Below are 22,693 nucleotides of genomic sequence, written 5' to 3' on the forward strand. Positions count from 1 at the left end.
GATCATTCGCGGCGCGAATTTGACGTGCCGACCTGGAGCAAACAAGAATTACCGTGCTCACGGCGCGGTATCCGCCGGCACGAAACGGACGCACCGCATCGGTTGAATGGAGTTCGATGAGCGACGCCCTTGTCGTGACGGGCAACGCCGACGACGTGCTCGGCCGGGTCATCGCCTTGGTACCTGTCCTCCGGGAACGGGCGCGTGCCACCGAACAGGCGCGCCACATGCTGCCCGAGAACCTGACGGCACTCGTGGACGCCGGTGTGTTCCGGTTGACGATGCCGAGAGATCGCGGGGGCTACGAGGCGCCGTTCGCTCTGGTGAGCGACGTGCTCTCGGAGATCGCGCGTGGATGCCCATCCACCGGATGGATCGCTTCGATCTTCTGCGCTGCGGCGCCCTGGCCGGCGATGCTGAGCGACGAGGCCGCCGACGAGATCTACTCAACCCCGGACCTGCGTATATCGGCGCTCGTCGCCACCACGGGAACGGCCGTTCCGGTCGACGGGGGCGTACGGGTGACCGGAAGATGGGGATGGAACACGGGCGGGCGCCACTCCCAGTGGGCAGGAATCGCCGCGATCTGTCCGGACGGCGACACCTCGGAGCCCGTCGTGTGCGTGGTGCCCACGGACGTTCTGGAGATCGGCGACGACTGGGACGCCGCCGGGATGGCAGGCACCGCCACCAACAGCGTGTCCGCCGACGACGTCTTCGTCCCCGACCGCCGGGTCGTCCCGATCGCAGCACTCGCCGGCGGCCGGTATCCGCATCAGGGTCGCTACGCGGCCAATGACTACTTCCGGTATCCCGCGGTCCAGCTGTTCCTCGCGCTGTCCACGCCTGCGTTCGTCGGTATCGCTCGCGGCGCGATGGACGTATGGCGCGAACGGATCGGGAGCCGCGGGATAACCGGCACGATCTACACGAGCCGGGCCGAGGCCCCGAGTACCCAGCTGGCGCTGGCAGACGCGGCTCGCGACCTGCGATGCGCCGAACTGTTCGCGATCGAGGCGATCCGGAGCATGGAGAAGAACACCGGCAGGACCCCATCCCCCGCGGACCGGATCCTCACCAAGGCCTATCTCGGGTGGTGTGCCAAGCACGCCCAGAGCTGCGTCAACACCCTATACCGGACCAGCGGTGCATCAGCGGTGCAGAACGCGGTACCGATCCAGCGCTACTGGCGTGACGTGAACACGCTGATCCAGCACGCGCTCATCGACCCCACCACGTCCGACGAGCTCTACGGCCGTTCACTCCTGGGCGTGGACACCTACAACACCTCCATCTTCTGACAGGGCCCTCGCCGCTCGGAGTCTTGACACCGGGGTCCTCTCAGGCAACGCCGGTCAGCCGGACCGGGCCGGCGCCGACGTACACTCGAATGATCTGGTAGGGCGGCACCCGCGTGTCCACCCCGGCATTGAAAAGCGGGGTCCGCGGGAGCTGGTTCACGCTCACGTAGAGGAAGCCGTCGCCGGCGAGGGCGAGGGTGTCCGGCCACAACAGGTCCGGACCGTGGAGCAACGTCGACCATGTGCCGTCGGCGTCGCGTTTGAGTACCGCACTGTGCTCGTAGGCAGTGGCGTACACAGCCCCGTCGGTGTCGGACTCCAACCCGTCCGACGCACCCTTGTCGCCCAGGTCCTGGATGGTCGCGGCCACCTGCTCGTCGGTGAGCGAGCGGTCGATGAGAGCGCCAGTCTCGACGCTGTAGAGACGCCTGCTGGACAGCGGGCAGTAGTAGAGGAGACTGCCGTCCGCGCTGATCGCGATGCCATCGGCTCCAACCCGGTAGTTCTCCCGGACGACACCCTGCACGACCGCTCGGAACCCCTCGGTCGCCGAGGTGGTCACGTGCCCCCGCAGGCGTCCCCAGCTCTCCCCCGAACCGAGGTCGACCACGACCAACGCGCCTTCCGGTTGGGAATCGGTGAGGTAGGCGTATCCGCCGGTGCCGCGCGAGAAGTCGAAACGCACGTCGTTGAGGTACGTCGTGGGAGTGACCGCGGCCGGGTCCAGTCGAACGACGCGGACCACCTGGTCGGTCGCGGGGTCGACCTCGACCAGCTTCGGACCGTTCTCCAGCCAGGGCGCGAACGCGAGACTTCCCGTGTCGAGCAACCACACATGGCCGGCCGGGTCGGTGATCACGCTCTGCACCGAGACCAGCTGGTCCGCGTTCCTCTCCTCGCTCCATTCGTTGAGCTCACGGCTGGGATAGGGCACCACTTTGCCGTCCACGACCTCGGCGACGGTGCAAGGCACGTCGTCGCCCCACCGCGGAAAGGAGACGAAAACGCGCCCGTCGTCCGTGACGGTCACGCCGGTCGGCATCAGATCGTCGATTTCTGCGACGACCTCGTAGTCAGGAGCGACCCAGCTACCCAATGGGGTCGCGCCGGAAGTAGCTGAAGCAGAGTCGGAGGACATGGATCTCCTTTTGATGTATGGATGTGCGAGTCGGCTACCGCAGGATTCGCCGGGCGGCATTGATGGTCAGGGTATTACCTCGACCAGGCTGCCCCTGAAACCGCGACCGGCCATCGTACGGATGACTGGCGCCGAGCACCGCGACCCACGACGGACACAGCCCACGTACCACAGCCGAATGATCCGCGGGCACGAGCAAGAAATGATGGAAACACACGGATACAGCCTGTGCTCAGATCTCGCGCGGAAACGCTACGCCTCCAGCCCATCGCCCGGTCGGGGCAGGCATTCCGCGACGGGCGCACTGCAGTGCGGGGTGGTCCCGCCCGTGAGGGGTTCGGACGCGGACATGAGGCGGTCCTCGAGGCAGGTCGCGACTCGTGCCCACCGCAGCGCGCGCACCCTGATCGGTCTCGGCTCGCTGTTCGCCTGTGCGGCACGGTCCCGCATGGCTTGCAGTGTGGAGGCGATCGCTGCACGTTGGAGCGACCGATCGACGAGGGAAGCGATCGGCTGGGTGGTTGTGACTCGTGCGAGGTCGGCCTCCACCCGTTCGCGTTCCCGGTCGACCGGAGGCCACCACGTCCCCGGCACGAGGGCGTATCCGACGACGAGGACGACCGTACAGCCCGTTGCGGTGTTCACGAGGCGCTGTAGCAACACATCCGGAGCGACGGTGCCGCCGTAGTCGAGGAGCAGGAGGACGAGCGGCGTGATGATCACCGAGAACGCCCAGTAGTTCCGCCGCACTGCCCATGGGATCGCCGCGCACAGCACAGCCAGGATAGGCAGGACCGAGTATCCAGCGGCGAAGAAGGTCGCGCCCCAGCCGATGACCACTCCCAGCCCGGTGCCGATGCCACGTTGCAGCGTGCGGGAGAACACCGACGCGAAGTCGGGTTTGAGGCAGAGCGCAACGGTCAGGACGATCCAGTAGGAGTGGCCGAACGGAGTGATCTGCCGGAGGAACTCTGCGACGAGGAGGCACAGGAGCAGCCGGGCGACGAACTGCCAGGATCGGCGGTGCCCCAGCTGCGCAGAGACGATGCGTCGCACCGGGACAGGACGCGGCGGCTCCAGTGAGGTTGCCGGCAGGAGCGCTGCGACCGGGGCCGTCAGGTGCGGCTCTACCCGGGTGGACGGCGTGATCGCGGCAATCTCTTCGGCGTATGCGCGCAGCGCCTCGGCCGTGCGCGCGTCCACAGACCTGGACCGGACAACCGTCACGAGCACGCTCACCCGGGCGAGCACGCTGCGGTAGAGCGCGAGTTTCGCCCGGCGCGCTCTCCTGATGGGCCGTGCGGTCAAGATCAGCTGGGCGGCGGCGGCGAGCGTGGTCTCCATGGCACGGCGCAACTCGCTCGCGTCCCCACCCGCGGGTGAGTTCGCGTATGCGCCCAGCGCCCTGACGGCCTGCGAGAGCGCGGTCGCGTACAGGCGGTCGGTGCGTTCGAGAGCGCTCTGCAGCCACATCCCCGAGATCGCGGTGAGGCCGCCCAGGACGTAGGCGGTCACCCTTGTGGTTGTGGAGATGTCGATCTGCACGCCTCCTGCCACCGCCATCTGGACCAGGAGCTGCATCCCTGCGAACGACAGCCCCGAGCCCAGTGCGCTCAGCAGGCCGGAGACGAGCCCGAACGTGAGCACGACGAGCAGTGGGGCGAACCCGGTGCCACCGGTGGCGGGGCCGAAGACCATGGCGAGCGTGCCGCCGGCCAGGGCACATGCAGAGCGCAGCGTCCGTTGTCCGGTCGTTCCGCTGCGTTCGCTCAGGACGACGAGCAGCGCCGACAACGACGAGATCAGCGCGGTCCCCGGCCCACCGATCGCATACCCGACTCCCGCCACCGCAGGAACCGTGACCGCCGACCGCACCGAGTCACGCCAGGGCGCCGGCGCCGAACCGAAGGCAATGGTCCTGATGAACCAATCCGGGAGCAGTCCGCGCAGGGTCGCGACATTCATGGTCACCACGTCGACGGACCCTCCCGGATCACTTCGGCACATTCCCGTTGCGCTGTGCACGCGAGGGTGCCCGGGGCGTGAGGAGCAGCCATCCACAGAACGACTGGCCGAGTCGGGATCACAGAGGGCTTGACCGCGTGTACGAACTATGCCGCCGGAGTCCGATCCGACCCGTAAGTCATATGACTGCCTTCCGACTATTGCCTGTGTTCTGCATGGCGAGCGCAGAACCGGCCGGGTTACCTCGGAGGCCGACGTATTCAACGATCGGAGGACGATGCTCGTCGGAGAAGGCCGTACGCGGGCGGGAACAGCACACGGTCCGGTACCTGACCTGGTCGGCCGGTCCGCCGAACGCGATCTCCTTGCGCGGACCGTCGACGACGCGGCCACCGGTTCGGCGAGGCTGCTGCTCCTCGGCGAGGCGGGTATCGGCAAGACGAGCCTGCTGCTCGTTGGCGTCGCCCTAGCACGGCAGCAGGGTTTCCTCATCATTCCCGAACCAGGGAGATCAACCGCGGGCTGCGGGCTGCTGGGCCGGCTCGTCGCGCCGTTGGCGCACGTCGCGACGCGGCTACCGTGGTCCCTGCGCAGGCCGCTGCAGGAGCTCATGGCCGACGCGGGCACCGGCGACTCCGTGTCCGAGCCGATGGCGCTGCGCCGGGCACTGCTGGCGCTGGTTCGGGTAGCGGCACGGGAGCGGCCCGTGGCTGTCGTCATCGATGACGCACAGGACGCGGACCATCAGGCCCTCGCAGTGCTGACCCACCTCAGCCGCAGGCTGAGCAATGAGCGTGTACTCCTGCTGTTCGCGGCCCGCGGCGTCCTGCCGCCCGACCACCTCGACGCGGACCTGCCCGTATGGCACGTCGGCCCGCTGGCCGCCGCGGAGGCCGCGGTCCTGCTCGGTCTGCAGTCGAGCGTGCCGACGGGATGGAACCGGCGCGAGCTCCTTCGCCATGCCGGCGGCAACCCGTTGGCCGTCATCGAGCTCGCCAACAGCGCAGTCAGCGCCGACCGCTTTCCACGCGGGGAGTACGGGCTGGGCGTCCCGGAGCGGATCCGCCATGCCTACGCCGGTCAGATCGACCATCTACCGGCCGCCACCCGCCGGGTTCTGCTCTGCGCTGCGGCGGCTGACGAGCACGACGGCCTGCAGGCCGTGCTGTCCTCGGCTGACGCGGACCTCGCCGACTGCGGTCCTGCCGAAGTAGCGGGCTTGATCACGGTCGTGGGCAACCGCGTCGGTTTCCGGGATCCCGCTGTTCGCCTGGCGTGCTACTTCGGAGCGTCGGAGCACGATCGGCGGCTGGCGCACCGGGCGCTGGCCGGCTGTCTGGCGCACGACGTGGAACGGCATGCCTGGCACTCGGCCAACGCCGCTGCAGAGCCCAGCGAAGAGGTCGCGTCCCTGCTCGAGTCGGCTGCTGACATCGCGCACCGGCACGGCCGGCACGTCGAGGCGGCCGGTGCCCTGCAACGCGCGGCGGACTACACATACCGAGCCTCCGAGGCCGCCCGCCGGTACGCCCGGGCCGCGCACCTCGCCACGTTGAGCGGCCACTACGCGTGGTGCCGGCAGCTCTGCGAGCGGGTCACGTACCTGACCGACGACCCGGACGTGCTCGGAGCCGCGATGGCGAGCGCCGGTCAGCACCTTCCACTTCACGAGCCCGCGCCCACCGCTGTTCTCCAGGTCCGCCGGCTGTTCGACAGCGGCCTACGGGATCAGGGCGTGGCCACGGCCCTGACCGCGGCTGTCGGCGTGGCAGCGTTGGTGAGCGGCGAACCATCGCTGCGCCACGTGGCTGCCGACGTCGCGTGCCGTGCCGAGAGCCTCACGGCTCGCTCCGAACCGGGTGACGAGTTGTGCCCCGAAACGGCTCGCGCCGCTGTGGTCACCTCGGGCAGGGCGATCTGCGATCCGACCGAATGGCCCCCTGAACAGGACTTCGACCTGCACGAACCTCCGAGCGGCCGAGGCGAGGTCATGCGGCTCCTGGCGTTGGGAACCACCAGTTGGATCTCGGACGCGCCGACTGCCGCCGCCGGACACCTACGGCGTGCACGTCACCTTCTGCGCGAGGACAGGGCCCAGGGCGCCCACCCGTTCAGCTTCGTCATGCTGCTCGATGCCCTCACCGAGTGCGGGCTGTGGCAGGAGGCAGCCACGGTGCGGGCCGAAGCGGCGGACATCGCTGCTGCCGGCGACCTTCCGTTACTGGGCCGGGCGATCGCCGCTCAGGCGATCGTCCTGCAGACCTTGCGCGGTGACGATGCCGCTGCCCGGGAGGCTCTCCACATCCTGGACCCTTGGTCGAGCCGTCCCCAGTCCGACAGTCGCTTGGTCCGCTGCCTCGCCCACCGTGCGGCGGGGCGTGTCTTCGCCGCGGCCGGCGACCATGCGCTCGCCTGCACGCACTACCTGGCGATGTTCGGACCGGACGGGGAGCCGGTGCACTTCACGTGGTCTTACCGGGCGGTCGTCGAGCTCGCCCGGTCAGCGGCGAAGGCGAACCAGCAGGAGGCGGCCGCCCGGGCCGTCGTCGGCGTCCGGCGCGGCGCCGGTGGCTCGGCACGCCGGAAGCTGCTGGCCGACCATGCAACCGCGCTGCTCACCGGCACCGGAGATCCCGGCACCGAGTCGATTCTGCGCACGGCGGCCGAACACGCTGCGATCGAGCGTCCCTATGACCATGCGCTCGCGATGGCCGACTACGCCCATTGGTTACGCGGCCGTCGCCGGTTCGTCGACGCCCGTCCTCTGCTCGCCGCCGCACACGATGGATTCGTCCGCCTCGGCGCCGACCGGGACGCAGCCGCCACTCGGGCCCGTCTCCGCTCCGCGGGGGTGTCGGTGGCCGCCGGGGCTCGCGACGGGTTCGCGCTGCTGACAGCGCAGCAGCAGTTCATCGCGAGACTCGCGGCGCAGGGGCTCAGCAATCGCGCGATCGCGGATCGATTGCTGCTCTCGCCGCGCACGATCGGATCCCACCTGTACCAGATCTTTCCGAAGCTCGGCGTCGTCAACCGCCGCCAGCTGCCGGACGTCATTCCGGAGTGACATGATCGAGTCGCCACATAGCGATCACACCGAATCCCTCGGCACCTTCTGCCCGGGCTGGGATCCGGTCCTCGACCTGATCGATCCGAACCGGTCGACCGGAGCAGCAGGCTTGATCGCGGCCGACCCCGGCATGGGCAGGTCGGTCCTCCTGCAAGCTGCGATGCACCGAGCCCGGGCGGAGGGGTACTTCGTCGTGACCCCGGCGATGTGTCCGGCCGAGCGGTATCGGACAGGTGCCAACGGACAGCAGTCCGGCTCCCCCATGCACGATGACGTCCCTGACCAGTCCGCGGCTGACGTGGCGGAGTGGCTGAGCCGGGCGGCGCGGAAGCAACCCGTTCTGGTCGCCGTGGACGACGTGGACCGTCTCGAGCCCATTGCCGCCGACACGCTACTGAGGATGACCGAGAGGCTGCGGGCACAGCCGATCGTGTTCTTGTTGACCAGCCGATCCTCGGCGGCCGCGGGCCTCATCCGGCCGGACCTTCAGCTTTACGGACTGCCGCCACTCGATGCACCTGGCGCGGCGCGACTGCAGCGCCGCCAGCCCTCACGCCTCACCGGACTCGCCGCCTACGAAGTGTTCCGCCAGGCCAAGGGGAATCCGCGCGCGATCGTCGAGCTCTGCCACGCATTCGGAGACAGGGAGATCCCGGAGACCCTGCGCATCCGGTCGACGTACGCGCGGCAGATCGGTGCGCTCCCCGATGCCACCCGGAACACCCTCCTGTACCTGGCCGGACGTACGGGCCGGGAACCACTCGCCGCGGTGCTGAGCGCAGCAGGCCGGTCCTCGATGCACCCCGAGGTGTGGGAGCCCGCCGTAGCCGCCGGTCTCGTCGAGCTCCGCGACGACGACGTCGTCTTTCCGGACCCCCTGGTCGCGGTCGCGGTCTATCACTCGGCACCCGCTGTGGAGCGCCGGCGGGTGCATGCCGACTTCGCGGACGCCATCCGCCACCCCTCGTTCGAACGCGCCATGCACCAGGCGATGCTGCCGCTCGGCTGTGACGCACGCACTGCCGCGATCCTCGAGGCGGAGAGCCGAAAGGCCCGCGACGAGGGGCGTATGACGCACGCGGCGGTCGCAGCGCAGCGCGCGGCCGAGCTGTCGACGGACAGCGAACTCGCCGCTCGTCGCTACGTGCTGGCCACCCTTGCGGCGTCGGCTGCGGGGCACATCGACTGGACCCGCGAACTCGCCGCACACGTCGACCGGCTCACCGAACAGCCGGACCTGCGCTGCAGCGCCGCGAGCGCCGCCGCAATGGCGCTCTCGCGCGACGGACACCAGCGCGAGGCCATGGCCCTCATCGTTCGCACGGCCGGCAGTCATCCATTCATCGACCAGGCCACAGCACTGGGTCTGGCGGTCTGCGGTGCTGTGGTGGCGGCCCAATCCGGGCTGAGCGTTCATCGCGACGCTGCCACATCCCTGCTCGACGCCGTGGCAGGCCGACCGGTCGTCCCGACCCCGACCCCGTATCTCGGCGCGGCTGATCTCGAGCTCCAGCGTGCGTTCGCGGCGGTGACCGTCGACCCCGCCTGCGCGCCGGACCACCGGAAACTGCTTCCCCCCGAGCACGACCAGGTGGCAGGGATACCGGCGATGGACCGGCTGGCCCTGGCAACGATCGCCGACGCGCTCGACGACAGTGAGTTCGCGATCACGCTGCGGTCGGAGGTTCTCGACGAATCCTGCCCCGGGGAGGGCACGGCAGTCTTTCCCGAGGCATGGCCGGCTCTGATCCGCGGCCTGATCGACACAGGGCGCTGGGATGCCGCCGAGCGGGGCCTCGACTCCGCAGCCGAACTCGCGGCCGCGCGGGACCTACCGGTTCTGCGGGTGCACCTCGCGGCGTTGCGTGCCGTCCTCGCCGCCTTTCGGGGTGACGCCCCGACCGCGCGCTCACTCGCCGAAGAGGGCTGGCCGGGCCTCTGCCTGGAGAGCAACCGGACGGCGCGCGTCGGGCTGCTGCGCGCACTCGGGTATGCAGCCCTCGCCGCCGACGATTTCGACACCGCCTCCCGCGACTTCCTGGCCGCCATCGAGATGCAAGCGCACGCGGGAACGATGCGGCCCGATGGTGCCGACGCGATCGGGCTCGCGATGGCGGCCGCCCGCACGGGCACGCGCGCTGTCGCTCTCCCGGTCCTCGAGTCCGTGCGTCAGGCACACGGGACACACCCGGTGATCCTGACGCAGCTGCAGTTGACCCAGGCCTACGCGCTTCTCGCTGACGACACCGAGACCGAGCGGCGGTTCCGATATGCGATCTCCCATCCGCGGGCCGGATCGTGGCCATTCTTGCTCGCGCTCGCACGGCTGCACTACGGATCATGGCTGCGCAGGCAACGCAGGCCGCTGGATGCGCGGCGCCGGCTGACCGAGGCGTTCTCGGGGTTCGGCGCGCTGGGCGCGCGTGTGTTCGCCAGATCCGCCTGTGTCGAGATCAGGGCCGGCGGCGGCGATCCCGACCACCGCGGCAAGCCGGCAGACGTCGCCTTTCTCTCGGCGCAACAACTCCAGATCGCCCGGCTTGCCGCAGAGGGCCTGCGGAACCGCGAGGTGGCCGACCGGCTCCAGCTGTCACCGCGGACCGTCAGCACCCATCTCCACAACGTCTATCTCCGGCTCGGTATCACCCAGCGCCACCAGCTCCGGCAGGCACTACCGCCGGAGCGACCGTTGGTCTGACCCGTCAGCCGTCGTACTGGGCGCTCAGCAGCCCGGCGTTGTAGTCGGTGCAGAACAGCACGCCATCGGGTCGGACGTGGACATCCGCGGTCTGGATCACGCATGGGCGTCCAGGGCGCGGGTCCATGAGCTTCGCCGGCGGACCTGGAAGCAGCGCCCCGACCGGCTTCGGCCGGTACGGGTCGGAGATGTCGAAAGATCGCACCCCGGCGTTCTGGTAGGTGGCGAAGATCAACGTGTCGGAGACGAAGCTGCCCGGGCGGTTCTCGTGCAGGTTGTGCGGCCCGAAGTGGCCACCCTTGCGGGCGTAGTCCTGCTCGGCCGGCGTCGGCAGCGTCGCGATACTGATCGGGTTCGTCGGGTCGGCGATGGTGAAGACCCAGACGTGCTTGAGGCCGTCCTGGAGGTTGTCCGCGGTGGCTTCATCGGCGACGAGGAGCAGTTCGCGGGCCGGCAGCGGCACCGCCGGGTGCGTCCCGCCTCCGAACGGGGGCGACCAGTTGCGGTGTGAGATCAGCTCGGGTGCCTCGCGGTCGCGGATGTCCAGCAGAGTCAGGCCGCCGTCGCGCCAGGACGCGTACGCCGTGTCCCCGTCGATGATCGCGTGGTGCAGGGCGTAGCGCCATCGTCCGGTGTCCCAGGTCGGGCTCTCACCGCGCGCGCTGTTCATCCCGGGAAGCCACCATTCGCCCGCCCACCGGGGTTTCGCAGGGTCCTTCAGGTCGATGACCCTGAAGACGTAGTCGGTGAATCCCTCGGCGAGAACGGACGCGTACGCCCAGCGCCCGCCGGTGTACCAGAGACGGTGCACCCCGACCCCGTCCACGTCGAGAAAGGAGATCTGCCGCGGCTCGGCGGGGTTCGAGATGTCGAACATGGCGACGCCGGCAGACCAGGTCCGCCGTGTTCCCGCGAGGCGGGTCCCGACCGAGCCCTGGTAGTAGTTCTGCTCCGCCGAGAACTCCTTCCACAGGTCCTTGGCGTGGATCACCAGGAGTAGGTCATCGGCCGCCTGCAGGTGGATGTTCCAGGTGTCGGGAGGTGCGGCGTGGAAACCGACGGTGGTCATGTCCCGTGGGTTACGAGCGTCGACGACCGAGAATCCGCCGGAGAACAGGTGGCCGACGTAGACGTAGCCCTCCTGGTATTGCAGCTGCATCGCGTCCGGGCGCCCGCCCTGGTCACTTCGACCGAGTGGGGTGAACGCGTTCGCGATCTCTACGGCTGGTGTGGACACCGTTCTACTTTCGCGGGCGACAGGAGGCGAGCCACCCGTCGAATGACTGACGGCATCACGCCCCGTCGGTCAGCCGGGCGGCTTCGGCCTGGGCGAGACCCTCACCGTGCTTCGCCGACTTGTACGGGTCGCCGAGCTTCTCCGCAGCTGTCGTGGACAAGGTGAAGACCTCGGGCCAGTGCCGCCAGTTGACCCATCTGCTGGAGAACCCCTGGAGTGCGTCGACAGTGCTCACGACCGCGGTGTAGTCAGCCGTCCCGAGAGCCTGACGCAGCGCGCCGAGCCAGTTCTCGCTCTCGGCCTCCAGCCAGCGCTGTGCCGACGCCAGGTCGGGGAAAGCCATCGCCAGGTCGGACGGCTCGGGGCTGCGTTGCCGGTTCGGCTGGAACCAACTCCCGGCAACACGGGCCGTGGCGAGCAGCCAGGACACCATCTGCCGACGGGCCGCCTCGACGGCCTCGCGGGTGTCCTCGGCCACCAGCTGCTCCCGGGCGAACAGCCGGATCAGGTCGTGGAACCCGGCGCGCTGGTCGGCGGCCGAAACGAGCAGACCGAGCTCGATGAGGTCGTCGAGGCGCCGGTCGACCTCGTGTACGGGCAATTCGGTCAGCACCGAGGCCAGGGCGGCTCCCGTGTCAGGGCCGGGCACCAGCGCCAGCCTCCGGAACACGAGCCGGGTGGTTGGTTCCAGCTGGCCGTAGGACACGGAGAATGCAGCGCGGATCTGCAGGTCCCCGGCGGACAGGTGGTCGAGCCGGCTCTCCTCGTCGGCGAGCCGGTTGACCAGGGTCTCGAGGGTCCAGCCCGGCCTGCTCAGCATGCGATTGCCCGCGATCCGCAGCGCAAGGGGGTAGTTGCCGCACAGCTGGGCGACGGACCGGATCAGTGCGGGTGCTGGGTTCGCGGCGGAATCGTGTTCGACGACGGCCCGCAGCATGCCGTCGGCGTCGGCGTCACTGAACGGACCGAGTGTGACGCGACGTGCGTGTTCGAGTCCGGCAAGAGTCCGCCGGCTGGTGATGAGCGCTGCGCTGCCGCCCGGACCGGGCAGCAGGCGCCGGATGTGTGCCTCGTCCGCCGCGTTGTCGAGCAGCAGCAGCACGCGCCGGTCAGCCACGACGCGCCGTAACACCTGCGTGCGGTCGGTGTGGAGCGAGGGGATCCTCTCGGCGTCGACGCCGAGCGCGCGCAGCAGGCGGAACTGCACAACGTAGGGGTCGAGCGGCTCGGGGTCGCTCCCACGGAGGTCGACGAACAGCCGCCCGTCCGGGAACTCGCCACGCGTGCTGCATGCCGCGCGGACTGCCAGTGCCGTCTTGCCCAGGCCACCCGCCCCGGAGATCACGATGGGAGCCGGTCGTCCGTCACGGTCGACGAGCGCCGAGGTGAGCGTCGCGAGTTCCGCGGAGCGTCCGGTGAAGTCCGGGATGTCCGGGGGCAGTTCGCACAACGGCGCCGGTGCGGGCCGGGACCGGCCTGTCCTGGCCGCGTGCAGCAGGAGCTTGCGGTCGTCATCGGGTAGGCGAAGCGCGTCGGCGAGGGCCATCACGGTGCGCGCCTGCGGGTTCCTGCTGCGACCGCGCTCCATGTCGCTGATCGCCCGCACGCTCACACCCGATCGCTCCGCAAGATCCTCGAGGGTCATACCGGCGGCATGGCGGAAGGCACGCACCAGCTCTCCGAGCTCTGCCGACTCCGCCATGGCTTCTCCCTCCCGCTCGGCTGAAACCCGGGGGCTGTCCGTGAGGTCGCCTTCGACGGTAGTCCGCCCGCTCGTGCGCGACGGGTGGGAATCGCCTCGCATGGCCAGTCGACCGATGGATGGTCGCGCGCCGTCCGACGCCGAGACTCGAGCACACGTCAGACCGACTACCGCTCGAGAGGAGATCCAGTTGCTAGCGGTGATGTTCGAAGAACCGGGACCCGCAAGCGTCCTTCACCTGGTGGAGCGCGAGATTCCGGATGTGGGGACGGGAGAAGTACGTGTGCGGATGGTGGTGTCGGGCGTCAATCCCACCGACGTCGGTGCTCGTTCCGGCCGCGGTACCACCGACGGCACCGCGGGCCCGCACATCCCCAACCAGGACGGGGCCGGCGTCGTCGACGCCGTGGGTCCGGGGGTCGACGGCCTCGCGGTCGGCGACCGGGTATGGGTGTGGGACGCCGCCTGGATGCGCTCCAACGGCACCGCGCAGGAGTACGTGGTCCTGCCCCGGCGCCAGGTCGTACCGCTTCCTGACGGCGTCCCGTTCGACGTCGGGGCCGCACTGGGCATCCCGGCGCTCACCGCGCACCGGGCGCTCACCTGCGCTGCCGAGGGGCCTGCCCAACTCGAGCCCGGAGCGCTGACGGGCAAGGTCGTGCTGGTAGTGGGAGGCGCCGGTGCCGTCGGCAACGCCGCCATCCAGCTCGCCACATGGGCAGGTGCTCGGGTCCTCACGACGGTCACCAGCGCTGCCAAGGCGGAGCTCGCCTCGGCCGCAGGAGCCGACGAGGTGATCGATGCCACCGGGGATGTGGCTGCAGAGGTGCGGCGTGCGACCACGGACGGCCTGGACGTCGTCGTCGAGGTGGCACCGTCGGTCAATCTCATGTCCGACGTGGAGATGCTCGCACCGGGCGGCACGATCGCGATCTACACAGCGGGCCGGGAGGGAAAGCTCACGATCCCGTCGTTCCCGAGCATGGTCAAGAACGTGCAGTTCCAGTTCATTCTGACCTACACGACCTCGACGCAGCAGAAGGACCATGCCGTCACGGCCGTGAGCGCAGCCGTCGCCGCGGGCGCGTTCGGGGTCGGCGACAAGCACGGTTTGCCGATCGCGCGTTACCCGCTGAGACGGACCCGCGAGGCACATGAAGCAGTCGAGAACCACTGGGTGGGCAAGGTTCTGATCGACGTCACGCCCTGAATCAACCGATCCGACGCAACAACAACGAAGGAGAACCAGAATGACCACGTCCATGGCCCAGATCTCTCCAGTGACTCTGTCGCTGGAGAGCGCACACCGGCTTGCTGTCGCCGCTACGAAAAAGGCCGAAGAGATCGGCATCCCCTACACGGTCACGATCGTGGACGGCGGCGGAAACGTGGTGCATGTGAGCCGGATGGACGGCGCCGCGTTGGCATCGATCGACACCTCGCTGTCGAAGGCGCGCACGTCGGTGTACTTCGGTGCGGCCACCGCCGACCTCGCGAGCGCCGTCCAGCCCGGCGCTCCGCTCTACACCATCCCGACCTCCACCGTCCTCCCGCTGGCGTTCGTCGCAGGTGCCGTCCCGGTGGCCGACAGCGCGGGCGTGGTGATCGGCGCCGTCGGCGCCGGAGGTGGTTCTCCGCAACAGGACCACGAGGTCGCGATCAGCGCGGCGAGCGCTCTCTGATCGTGGACCGCAAGTTCGAGAGAGGCGAGCGCCGGATGCGTGCTGCAGTGCTGGAACGGTTCGGCGAAGCGCCCGCCGTCACCGAGATCCCCATCCCCGTCCCCGCCGCGGACCAGGTGCTTGTCGAGATCGTGGCCAGCGGTGTCAACCCGCTGGACACCAAGATTCGGGCAGGAGAGGCTGCACATGCCCGAATCCAGCTCCCCGCGGTGCTCGGGCTGGACCTCGCCGGCGTGGTCGAGGACGTCGGCGCGGCCGTCACCGGCTTCGACCGAGGCGACCGCGTCTACGGCCTCACGGGTGGGGTGGGTGATCTACAAGGCTCGCTCGCCGAGTTCGCGGCCGTGGACGCCCGGCTGCTCGCCCCCGCACCGCAGTGTCTCAGCCTTCGCGAGGCCGCGGCGTTACCACTGGTCGTGATCACCGCATGCGAGGCCCTCGTCGACCGGGCCCAGGTGCGCCCCCGGCAGAGAGTGCTGGTGCACGGCGGCGCCGGAGGTGTCGGGCATGTGGCCGTTCAGATCGCCCAGGCGCGCGGCGCCGAGGTCTTCGCGACCGGGTCGGCCCGCAGTCTCGACACCATCAAACGCCTCGGCGCCACCACGATCGACTACACAACACCCGTCGAGAGCTACGTCGCCGAGCACACGGACGGCGAGGGGTTCGATGTCGTCTTCGACACCGTCGGCGGTGCCGTGCTCGATGCGTCCTTCGCCGCGGCCCGCGCCTACACCGGCCACGTGGTGAGCGCACTCGGCTGGGGCACGCACAACCTCGCGCCCCTGTCGTTCCGCAACGCGACCTACTCAGGGGTGTTCACGTTGGCGCCGATGCTGACCGGACACGGGCGAGACCACCACGGCGAGATCCTGCGTGAGGCAACTGCCCTCGCAGACGCCGGAGTGCTCGCGCCACGCCTCGACCCCCACCGCTTCACCTTGGAAACGGTCGACGAAGCCCACGAGGTGGTCGCGACAGGCACAGGATCGGGAAAGGTCGTCGTCGACATCGGCGATCGGGCCATCGAGTGAATGCTCAGTCGATATCGGTCCATCCCCGGTACCAGCGGGAGAACGCCGCTGCCTCGTGCCCTGCCAGGCCGAAGGCGGGATCTCCTGGCCGCTGCGCTTCAGGACGAGGCGCGGCCGCTGCCGGCAGAGACAGCCCAGGCGCCGGAACTGCGCGCAGCGACATCCGCCAGCAGCCCAACCGTCCTGGCCTGGTCCTCGGGCGAGCCCACCGGGAGCATGACCAGCTCGGTTGCGCCGGCATCGGCGAAACGGCGCATCTCCGCTTCCACAGCCGATTCGTCACCGGCCACAAGGGTGTCTTCCGCTCCTCCGGATCCTTGCCGGTCGAGCATCGCACGAAGCGTGGGAACGGTTGCGGCAGCTCCGAATTCCTCGCCGACACGCCGGCGTGTCGCGTCCATATCGGAGGTCACGGAGACGAGCAGCCCCACGACGATGCGAGGTTGAGCCCCGACTGCAGCCCCCGAGACGACGGCAGGCACCAGGGACTCGTCGAGGAACCGGGGCGTCGCCCATTGCGTGAGGACGCCGTCGGTGAGCTCGGCGGCGAGGCGGAGCATCCGTGGACCGTGCGCGCCCAGCAGGACGGATGGAGCTGTCGTTCCCGGCGCGGCCACCCCACCGAAGGCCGTGATCGACTTGCCGTGGACCTGGACGTCCTCTCCGCGCAGGACCGGTCCGACGACCTCGAGGACCTCTCTCGTGTGTTCGACCGGGGGCTGCCACGTCAGCCCGTATCTCCCTTCGACTGTGGGTCGGTGACTCGGGCCGATGCCCAGAGTCAGCCGTCCACCGGTGGCGGCGTGGGTTGTCAGGGCCTGAGCGGCGAGGGCGAGTGGATGCCTCGGGTACGTCGCCATGACGGACGTGCCGAGTTGGATCCCCGGTGCGCGATCGCCCACCGCGGCGAACACCGTCAACGGGTCCCACCCACCGTGTTCGCCGAGCCAGAAACTGGAGAAGCCGGATCCGGCCGCACGCTCGATCTCTGCCATCAGTTCTGGTAGCGGGCCGGCTCCATAACTCGCCAATCCGATCTTCATAGATCCCTTCCAAGGGTCTTTGCGGTGCTGGATTTCGGAGTCGGCGGAGGAGCGGCTAGCTCGGCGGCCTTGTGCCGCTACGCCTGTCCTCCGCGCTCCGAGTCTCGAACGCAGCTCGAGCGTACCTGACAGTTCGATACTTTAACTATTCGGCAGTTGAACTGTTACGTCGGCGGGCGGCGAGGGTGCGGTCGAGCCCGGTCGCCGGACTCCGGATCCCGAACGTCCTCGCAGGTCACAGCGCTGTCATCGATCGGCGACGCCTCCGTCGTCTCGTCGATCGTTTCTCACGGGACGACGATGATTACTCGGCCTCGGCAAGCGCGCGCGTGAGCACGTCGAGCAGGCCCGCCCGTTCCCCGTCGCTGAGGCGCAGCAGTGGGCACGCCTTGTCGAGGGCGTTCAGCGCGGCCTCCCGGGCGGCGCGGCCGGGCGGCGTGAGGGCCAGGACGCGGGTGCGTCGGTTGGTGGGGCACTCGGTGCGGGTGATGTACCCGAGCTCGACGAGCCGGTTCGAGGTGAACGTGAGGCTTGAGGACGTGCAGCGCAGGCGCTGTGCCACGACCTTCATCGCCGGCGGGGGCTCGTCGGGGTCGATGGCCCAGAGCGCGTAGGTCGTCGACATGGTCAGCCCGAGCTCGGTCAGTGCAGGTTCCGCCCGCTGGATCGTGGCCATGACCACCTCGTAGATGGCTTCGAGGGCGGTTCGGGGCGGCAGAGGCATGGGCAAATCGTACAGCTCTTGAACAGTGCAGCACTCGAAGCTATAGAGTCGCACGGAGTTAGGCTCTCGAAGAGTTGGAGTGTCAAGGTGTTGAAGCCGAAGCTCACCACCCTCACCGCCGCGGACTGGACGGTCGCAGCGTCCGGCGTTCTGGCACTGGCCATGGGGATCGCAGGACTGGCAGGCCCCGAGCGCCAGGTACGCGCCCTCGGGTTCGAGGGCAGCGACGGAGACCGTGATCACCTCACTGCGGTGCTCACGAGCACCTCGGCGGCCGCGGTCAACAACGGATTCCTCTATCTGATCGGAGTCGCGACAGGCTCGTCGTGGTTCCCCGCGTACACGGTGGCTGCCCGGGCGGTCATGGGCGGAGTGCTCGGCGCCAGGGTTGCGACCGGCCGGGCTCCGAGATCGTTCATCGCTGCCGCCCTCTGGGAAGTGCTCGGCGCGGCGGCCACCGCGGGGGCCCTGTGGTGGGACGGGCGGCGCTCTCGCCGCCGTGGCGGGGGATCCGGGCAGCCACCGCTGCCGCTCCTTGACGATCAGCGGGAGTGAACGTTCCCGCACGCGGGTCTGGCGTCAGCAGTCGACCGGGATGACCTACAGGCACATCGCCACGTGACGGACGTGCGTCGCAGAGCCGGCTCAGAGCAGGACGACACCGGTGACCACGGCCAGGGCCACCACCGACCAGCCGACCACCGGCACGGCGAGGACGGGGGCCACTCGGGCCGGGAACGGGGAACGGCGCAGGAGAGCCGCCCGGCGCCGACCGAGCACGACCGTCACCAGGGCGATGAGCACCGCGAACGTAGCGGGCACCACCGCCACGGTGAGTCCCGCCGCACCGATCTCGCGCACCGACAGCAGCGCCGCGTTGGCGAGCATGCCGAGGGCCGTGCGACCCCACGCGAGCCGCGTGCGTTCCGGTTGCAGCCCGGGAGCATCCGGGGACGGACCAGCACGCATGGGCCTCACCCCAGGAAACCCTTGACGATCACGAGGGCCAGACCCAGTAGCGCGAGGATGACGAGACCGACGGCGAGCACCCACGGGGCCCGCTGCGGTGGCAGCGCCCCGTCGCGCCGCATCGCGTACTCCACCCGCCGCCAGCGCAGCACACCGTTCCCGGCGCACAGCACCGCGAGAACCACCAGGAGCCCGCCGGTCACGGCTCGTACCCCCGGCAGCGGGAACGCGGGCACGAGCTGCACCACCGCGATTCCCGCCGCGAGCAGCGAGAGCGCCGAGCGGATCCACGCCAGGAACGTGCGCTCGTTGGCGAGGGTGAACCGGTAGTCCGGGTCATGCTCGACGACGGTGTCCGCCGCCGCTGCGCCGAGGAATCGTTGGCTCCCCGGGATGGAGTCACTCGGGTCGCCGTCCATGCACGCGAGTGTGCCGACGGCAGCCTTTCGCGCCCATTGCGTGGCCACCAAGATTGAAGCGATGCACACCCGAGACCGGGGATAGGGCCAACCCCACCACAACCCTTGCCGGCTCCGTACGTGCCACGCGCAGCCGCAGGGGTGGAGGCCATCCCATCGAATGGCAAGAGCTCCGGCTACGGAACGGTGTACATCGGATTGGGCAGCTTGTAAGTGGCGTCGGCGTGGCCACCACTCAGGTCGCTTTGCTGGTCGCCGACGTCTTCGATCACATCGAAGCCCATCGACTCGATGTGGGCCCTCGTACCGGACTTGTACTGAACCGTTGTGCACGTGCCGCTACAGTGGAGATATGTCGGAATCGAACCGGCGCCCGGCGCGAAGAAAATTCCGACCGCCGCCGGATATCCCACCTTGTTCAAGTTCTTCAAGGTAGCGTTCGCCAGAGTGTGCGGTCGTCCGGTGACGAAGAACAGCGCCACGCCATGCTCGTGCGCCGATCTTGCCAACGCGAGCGTCGCCGATATGACGGGCAGCTTCTCCGCGAGTGCCCACTGAATCGTCTTCGCGGTGTTGTGGAAGGCGAAGTCGTTGTTGGCGCCGTACGAATACGTCGACAGCGCCGTGTCGTCGATGTCCAGCACGATCGCCATACGATGGTGTCCGAGTTCACGCGCGCGGCGTTCGAGCGCCCGCACGGCGCGAGTGTCGACCAGCCCCACCTGACGCGCCCATGCACTGTCCGCTGAGGCCTGATGCTGTCCGGCGGCATCGATATGGTCGCCGTAGTACGTTCTGATGTCTTGCTTGGCGTCGTCGAGATTGACCGGCTGAGAACGATCGGCGGACGCGCCGGCCGGCGGCGCCGTTCCTGCCACCATCGTCGTCGCCATCGCCGCCGTGCCGCAGGCGCCGGCCAACACGCCCACCACCAGGACGGCTATCCCCAACGGCACCCACGCGTGGCGGGCGCCCGCACCGGCGGCCCGCTTTTCCGCTGCCTTCATAGGGCGGCAAGTCTTCTCGATATCGCGGCCACACGCAAGGCGATCTCGTTCTAGCTTGAGTAAAATTGGGCGTTTCTCGCAGATCTCCGAGGTCGATTCATGCTCGACGCCAAACGCCGCCGCGAGCATTTCCACTCCAGATCCACGCTCGCAACCTCAAGGAGAAAATGTCCATCCGGCGCCTCTGGAGGCTGTCGAGGCCGGCCTCGCGGCCTCACATGCGGCTGCTGCGGCGGATCCCATCCGGGGCCCGGCGGCGGCATTACTGACCGAGGGCTGCGGGAGCAGATCCGGAGGGGCAATGCTGACGGCGCCAACTGTTGGGCGTCATCCCGTACTGCCGCCGGAACGCCCGATCGAACGTCCTGCGTTCGAGGAACCCCACCGCAGCCGCGATGTCCGGCGTCGCGAGCCAGGCGTACCGCGGGTCGGACAGCATCGCCCGCGCGGCGAGCAGCCGTTGTTCGCGCAGGTAGGCACCGGGCGTGATCCCGATCGGCTCGAACAAGGTGTACACGTGACTGACCGACACGTGGTGCCGCCGCGCCAGCTCCCCGACCTGCAAGGCCGGGTCGGCCAGGTGCTCGCGGACGTGCATCAGCATCATGTCGAGAAGGCGATCGACCGACGCCGGGGACCTCGGTTTCGGGAGGTACGGGACGAACAGGAAACTCCCGTGACTGCGAGGAGACGTCTGGGGCGCCGTGCCGTCGCCGTTGGACCATCCGGTGGCTGCCCGGCGACGTATCCCTATTGTCCCGTTCATCTGATCCCTTTCCGGAGGTCTTCCGTACAGGCAAGTGTGCCGACGGCCACCTTTCGCGCCCATTGGGTGACCACCAGGGTTGAAGCGATGCACACCCGAGGGCAGATGTAGGGCGAACCCCACAGACAGCCCCCATCGGCCTTCGTACGCTGAGGCCGTGGCCGCACTGCGGATCGTCGTCGGTGAGGACAACGCGCTTGTCCGCGAGGGCATCGTCCGGGTCCTGGAACGCGCCGGCGTCGAGGTGGCCGACGCGGTGGACAACGCGGACGATCTGCGGCGGTCGGCGCTGGACCTGAAGCCCGACGTCGTGGTGACGGACATCGAGATGCCCCCGAACCACAACGGCGACGGCCTGCGAGCAGCCCTCGAACTCCGTGCCGCCCACCCCGAGATCGGAATCATCCTGCTCTCACAGTTCCTCGACGCCGACTACGCGCTAGAACTCGTCGGCACGCATCCCGAAGGGGCCGGCTACCTCCTCAAGGAGAAGGTTGCCGACACGTCGGCTCTGCTCGACGCCGTCCGCCGTGTCGCGGCAGGCGGATCCGCGCTGGACCCCGATGTGATCGCCCAGCTCGTCAACCGGCACGGCGGGCCCGGTCCGGTCGCCCAGCTGACTCCACGCGAGCACGAGGTCCTGACCCTGATGGCCGAGGGCCACGCCAACGCCGGGATCGCCGAGCGCCTGGTCGTCACCGTCCCGGCCGTCGAGCGGCACGTCACAGGCATCTTCACCAAGCTCGGCCTGCGAAGGGCCGACCGGACCCAGCACTGCCGCGTGCTCGCCGTGCTCGCCTACCTCCGCAACCAGCGGACGCCCTACACCTCCCGCGAGGCGTGACCACCGGGTGTCACCGGTTTCTGCCGCCGCGCGATCCTCGGATCCACCGGGATCGCGATCCGGACGGTAGTGCCACCCCCACGCGCAGCGTCCACGTCGATCGTGCCGTCGTGAGCGCCGATTCGGTCGACGAGCCCGATGAGCCCGGAGCCTGCACCGATCCGCGCGCCGCCGATCCCGTTGTCGGTGACACTGATGTCGAGCGCCGTTCCGTCGAACTCGACGGACACGGTCACGCAGTTCGCCCGCGCGTGCTTCACCGCGTTCGCCATCGCCTCGGCAACCGCGTAGTACGCGCTCGCCTCGACCGACTCCGGCAGTCGCCGCTTCCCGAGGTTGCTCGTGATCCGGCTCGGTATCGGCATCCGGTCGGCGAGGCCCTGGATAGCGGCCATGAGCCCGTAACAGTGGAGCGTCGGCGGATGGAGACCCGCGACGAACTCGCGGAGCTCGTCGATCGCACACTGAGTCTCGGTCACGGCGCCGTCCAGGAACACCCGCAGGTCGGAGTCACCGGGGGCGAGCTCGCTGCGGGCGAGCTCCAGACCGACCATCAACGCGACGAGCCGTTGCTGTGCCCCGTCGTGCAGGTTGCGGGCAATCTGGCGGCGGATCTCCGTGGTCTGTTCCATGATGCGGCGCTGCGCCGCCTTGGCCTCCGTGGCACGAATCGTGGCCGCGTCGCGCTCCCGAGCTGTCTGCTCGGCACGTCGACGTTGGGTGATGTCGGTGAACGCCAGGACCACACCACGACCGGTCGGCAGGTCGATCGGCGAGGACCACCATGCGATCGGGAACAGCGAGCCGTCACGCCGGATGAACGACTCCGCCTCACCGTGCGCAGCTCTGCCGGTACGCGCCGGCGCGAGGAGGACGCAGTTCTCATCACCGCCCGGCCGGTCGGGCGGGCTGTAGTGGACGGTCGAATGGCTCGGCTTCCCCAGGAACTCGCTGTTGTCCTCATAACCCAGTGCCGCAACCGCCGACGGGTTGGCGAACGTGATGTGCCCGTCGGCATCGACCACCCAGATCGGCTGTGGAACGTCCCGCAGGATGCGGGAGACCACCTGCTCTTCTGTCGTCACTTGGATGTCCTCGTG

19 protein-coding genes are annotated in these 22,693 nt (G+C 69.1%); 8 read left to right on the plus strand and 11 right to left on the minus strand.

Translation table 11 applies throughout. The annotated features are described in order from the left end of the window. Positions 1-116 precede the first annotated feature (116 nt). On the plus strand, positions 117-1,301 hold the full coding sequence (locus MMF94_RS36150) for an acyl-CoA dehydrogenase family protein (RefSeq protein ID WP_241041971.1): 1,185 nt from the start codon (positions 117-119) through the stop codon (positions 1,299-1,301). 40 nt (positions 1,302-1,341) lie between these two features. Here the strand turns inward: MMF94_RS36150 and MMF94_RS36155 are convergent, their stop codons facing one another. Both MMF94_RS36155 and MMF94_RS36160 read right to left on the minus strand, forming a co-directional pair. Further along, positions 1,342-2,439: a major royal jelly family protein gene (locus tag MMF94_RS36155; RefSeq protein WP_241041972.1), complete on the minus strand. Its 1,098-nt coding sequence runs from the start codon at positions 2,437-2,439 to the stop codon at positions 1,342-1,344. A 252-nt stretch (positions 2,440-2,691) separates the two neighbouring features. After that, positions 2,692-4,404 carry an FUSC family protein gene (locus tag MMF94_RS36160; RefSeq protein WP_241041973.1) on the minus strand — a complete coding sequence of 571 codons (1,713 nt, stop codon included), beginning with the start codon at positions 4,402-4,404 and terminating at the stop codon, positions 2,692-2,694. 277 nt (positions 4,405-4,681) lie between these two features. Between MMF94_RS36160 and MMF94_RS36165 the strand changes: the two genes are divergently transcribed. Both MMF94_RS36165 and MMF94_RS36170 read left to right on the plus strand, forming a co-directional pair. Beyond that, the gene (locus MMF94_RS36165; protein WP_241041974.1) at positions 4,682-7,468 is read left to right on the plus strand and encodes an AAA family ATPase; all 2,787 of its coding nucleotides are present in this window, start codon (positions 4,682-4,684) and stop codon (positions 7,466-7,468) included. 1 nt (position 7,469) lies between these two features. Then, on the plus strand, positions 7,470-10,169 hold the full coding sequence (locus tag MMF94_RS36170; protein ID WP_241041975.1) for a helix-turn-helix transcriptional regulator: 2,700 nt from the start codon (positions 7,470-7,472) through the stop codon (positions 10,167-10,169). A 4-nt stretch (positions 10,170-10,173) separates the two neighbouring features. Here the strand turns inward: MMF94_RS36170 and MMF94_RS36175 are convergent, their stop codons facing one another. Continuing rightward, complete coding sequence (locus MMF94_RS36175; protein ID WP_241041976.1) at positions 10,174-11,406, minus strand: LVIVD repeat-containing protein; 1,233 nt, start codon at positions 11,404-11,406, stop codon at positions 10,174-10,176. Positions 11,407-11,461: 55 nt separating this feature from the next. Further along, entirely contained in the window at positions 11,462-13,108 is a 1,647-nt protein-coding gene (locus tag MMF94_RS36180) for a helix-turn-helix domain-containing protein (RefSeq protein ID WP_241041977.1), read from the minus strand. Positions 13,109-13,349: 241 nt separating this feature from the next. Between MMF94_RS36180 and MMF94_RS36185 the strand changes: the two genes are divergently transcribed. From MMF94_RS36185 to MMF94_RS36195, 3 genes are read left to right on the plus strand one after another with little or no spacing between them, the layout of a single operon-like run. Further along, on the plus strand, positions 13,350-14,318 hold the full coding sequence (locus MMF94_RS36185; RefSeq protein ID WP_241041978.1) for an NADPH:quinone reductase: 969 nt from the start codon (positions 13,350-13,352) through the stop codon (positions 14,316-14,318). Positions 14,319-14,358: 40 nt separating this feature from the next. Then, positions 14,359-14,790, plus strand: coding sequence for a GlcG/HbpS family heme-binding protein (locus MMF94_RS36190; protein ID WP_241041979.1), 432 nt, complete (start codon positions 14,359-14,361; stop codon positions 14,788-14,790). A 2-nt stretch (positions 14,791-14,792) separates the two neighbouring features. Then, entirely contained in the window at positions 14,793-15,821 is a 1,029-nt protein-coding gene (locus tag MMF94_RS36195; protein ID WP_241041980.1) for a zinc-dependent alcohol dehydrogenase family protein, read from the plus strand. Between the two features lie 98 nt (positions 15,822-15,919). On the opposite strand, the gene MMF94_RS36200 is transcribed toward MMF94_RS36195, so the two are convergent. Both MMF94_RS36200 and MMF94_RS36205 read right to left on the minus strand, forming a co-directional pair. Beyond that, positions 15,920-16,864: a TIGR03564 family F420-dependent LLM class oxidoreductase gene (locus tag MMF94_RS36200; RefSeq protein ID WP_277398902.1), complete on the minus strand. Its 945-nt coding sequence runs from the start codon at positions 16,862-16,864 to the stop codon at positions 15,920-15,922. A gap of 304 nt (positions 16,865-17,168) precedes the next feature. Next, positions 17,169-17,588, minus strand: coding sequence for a MarR family winged helix-turn-helix transcriptional regulator (locus MMF94_RS36205; RefSeq protein ID WP_241041982.1), 420 nt, complete (start codon positions 17,586-17,588; stop codon positions 17,169-17,171). 87 nt (positions 17,589-17,675) lie between these two features. Here MMF94_RS36205 and MMF94_RS36210 point away from each other — a divergent pair, with 87 nt between their 5' ends. Then, positions 17,676-18,143 carry a hypothetical protein gene (locus tag MMF94_RS36210; protein ID WP_241041983.1) on the plus strand — a complete coding sequence of 156 codons (468 nt, stop codon included), beginning with the start codon at positions 17,676-17,678 and terminating at the stop codon, positions 18,141-18,143. Positions 18,144-18,233: 90 nt separating this feature from the next. On the opposite strand, the gene MMF94_RS36215 is transcribed toward MMF94_RS36210, so the two are convergent. The 4 genes from MMF94_RS36215 to MMF94_RS36230 form a co-directional block, all read right to left on the minus strand. Beyond that, positions 18,234-18,557 carry a DUF202 domain-containing protein gene (locus MMF94_RS36215; RefSeq protein ID WP_241041984.1) on the minus strand — a complete coding sequence of 108 codons (324 nt, stop codon included), beginning with the start codon at positions 18,555-18,557 and terminating at the stop codon, positions 18,234-18,236. Positions 18,558-18,562: 5 nt separating this feature from the next. Further along, on the minus strand, positions 18,563-18,976 hold the full coding sequence (locus MMF94_RS36220; protein WP_241041985.1) for a YidH family protein: 414 nt from the start codon (positions 18,974-18,976) through the stop codon (positions 18,563-18,565). Positions 18,977-19,152: 176 nt separating this feature from the next. Further along, positions 19,153-20,112 carry an HAD family acid phosphatase gene (locus MMF94_RS36225; protein ID WP_241042025.1) on the minus strand — a complete coding sequence of 320 codons (960 nt, stop codon included), beginning with the start codon at positions 20,110-20,112 and terminating at the stop codon, positions 19,153-19,155. Positions 20,113-20,245: 133 nt separating this feature from the next. Beyond that, on the minus strand, positions 20,246-20,590 hold the full coding sequence (locus MMF94_RS36230; RefSeq protein ID WP_241041986.1) for a helix-turn-helix transcriptional regulator: 345 nt from the start codon (positions 20,588-20,590) through the stop codon (positions 20,246-20,248). A gap of 325 nt (positions 20,591-20,915) precedes the next feature. On the opposite strand from MMF94_RS36230, the gene MMF94_RS36235 reads away from it, so the two are divergent. After that, the gene (locus MMF94_RS36235) at positions 20,916-21,593 is read left to right on the plus strand and encodes a response regulator transcription factor (protein WP_241042026.1); all 678 of its coding nucleotides are present in this window, start codon (positions 20,916-20,918) and stop codon (positions 21,591-21,593) included. Here MMF94_RS36235 and MMF94_RS36240 read toward each other — a convergent pair. Beyond that, positions 21,572-22,678, minus strand: coding sequence for a PAS domain-containing sensor histidine kinase (locus MMF94_RS36240; RefSeq protein WP_241041987.1), 1,107 nt, complete (start codon positions 22,676-22,678; stop codon positions 21,572-21,574). The two genes, MMF94_RS36235 and MMF94_RS36240, sit on opposite strands and share 22 nt — an antisense overlap. Positions 22,679-22,693 lie beyond the last annotated feature (15 nt).

The organism is Pseudonocardia alaniniphila (assembly GCF_022524485.1).
GTDB classification, from domain to species: Bacteria; Actinomycetota; Actinomycetes; order Mycobacteriales; family Pseudonocardiaceae; genus Pseudonocardia; species Pseudonocardia alaniniphila.

What these genes read in the sequence shown, in the direction of transcription:
- MMF94_RS36150 (WP_241041971.1), top strand. Translation starts at nt 117, where the DNA reads ATGAGCGACGCCCTTGTCGTGACGGGCAACGCCGACGACGTGCTCGGC.
- MMF94_RS36155 (WP_241041972.1), bottom strand. Translation starts at nt 2,439, where the DNA reads ATGTCCTCCGACTCTGCTTCAGCTACTTCCGGCGCGACCCCATTGGGT.
- MMF94_RS36160 (WP_241041973.1), bottom strand. Translation starts at nt 4,404, where the DNA reads ATGAATGTCGCGACCCTGCGCGGACTGCTCCCGGATTGGTTCATCAGG.
- MMF94_RS36165 (WP_241041974.1), top strand. Translation starts at nt 4,682, where the DNA reads ATGCTCGTCGGAGAAGGCCGTACGCGGGCGGGAACAGCACACGGTCCG.
- MMF94_RS36170 (WP_241041975.1), top strand. Translation starts at nt 7,470, where the DNA reads ATGATCGAGTCGCCACATAGCGATCACACCGAATCCCTCGGCACCTTC.
- MMF94_RS36180 (WP_241041977.1), bottom strand. Translation starts at nt 13,108, where the DNA reads ATGGCGGAGTCGGCAGAGCTCGGAGAGCTGGTGCGTGCCTTCCGCCAT.
- MMF94_RS36190 (WP_241041979.1), top strand. Translation starts at nt 14,359, where the DNA reads ATGACCACGTCCATGGCCCAGATCTCTCCAGTGACTCTGTCGCTGGAG.
- MMF94_RS36200 (WP_277398902.1), bottom strand. Translation starts at nt 16,864, where the DNA reads ATGAAGATCGGATTGGCGAGTTATGGAGCCGGCCCGCTACCAGAACTG.
- MMF94_RS36205 (WP_241041982.1), bottom strand. Translation starts at nt 17,588, where the DNA reads ATGCCTCTGCCGCCCCGAACCGCCCTCGAAGCCATCTACGAGGTGGTC.
- MMF94_RS36215 (WP_241041984.1), bottom strand. Translation starts at nt 18,557, where the DNA reads ATGCGTGCTGGTCCGTCCCCGGATGCTCCCGGGCTGCAACCGGAACGC.
- MMF94_RS36220 (WP_241041985.1), bottom strand. Translation starts at nt 18,976, where the DNA reads ATGGACGGCGACCCGAGTGACTCCATCCCGGGGAGCCAACGATTCCTC.
- MMF94_RS36225 (WP_241042025.1), bottom strand. Translation starts at nt 20,112, where the DNA reads ATGCTCGCGGCGGCGTTTGGCGTCGAGCATGAATCGACCTCGGAGATC.
- MMF94_RS36230 (WP_241041986.1), bottom strand. Translation starts at nt 20,590, where the DNA reads ATGATGCTGATGCACGTCCGCGAGCACCTGGCCGACCCGGCCTTGCAG.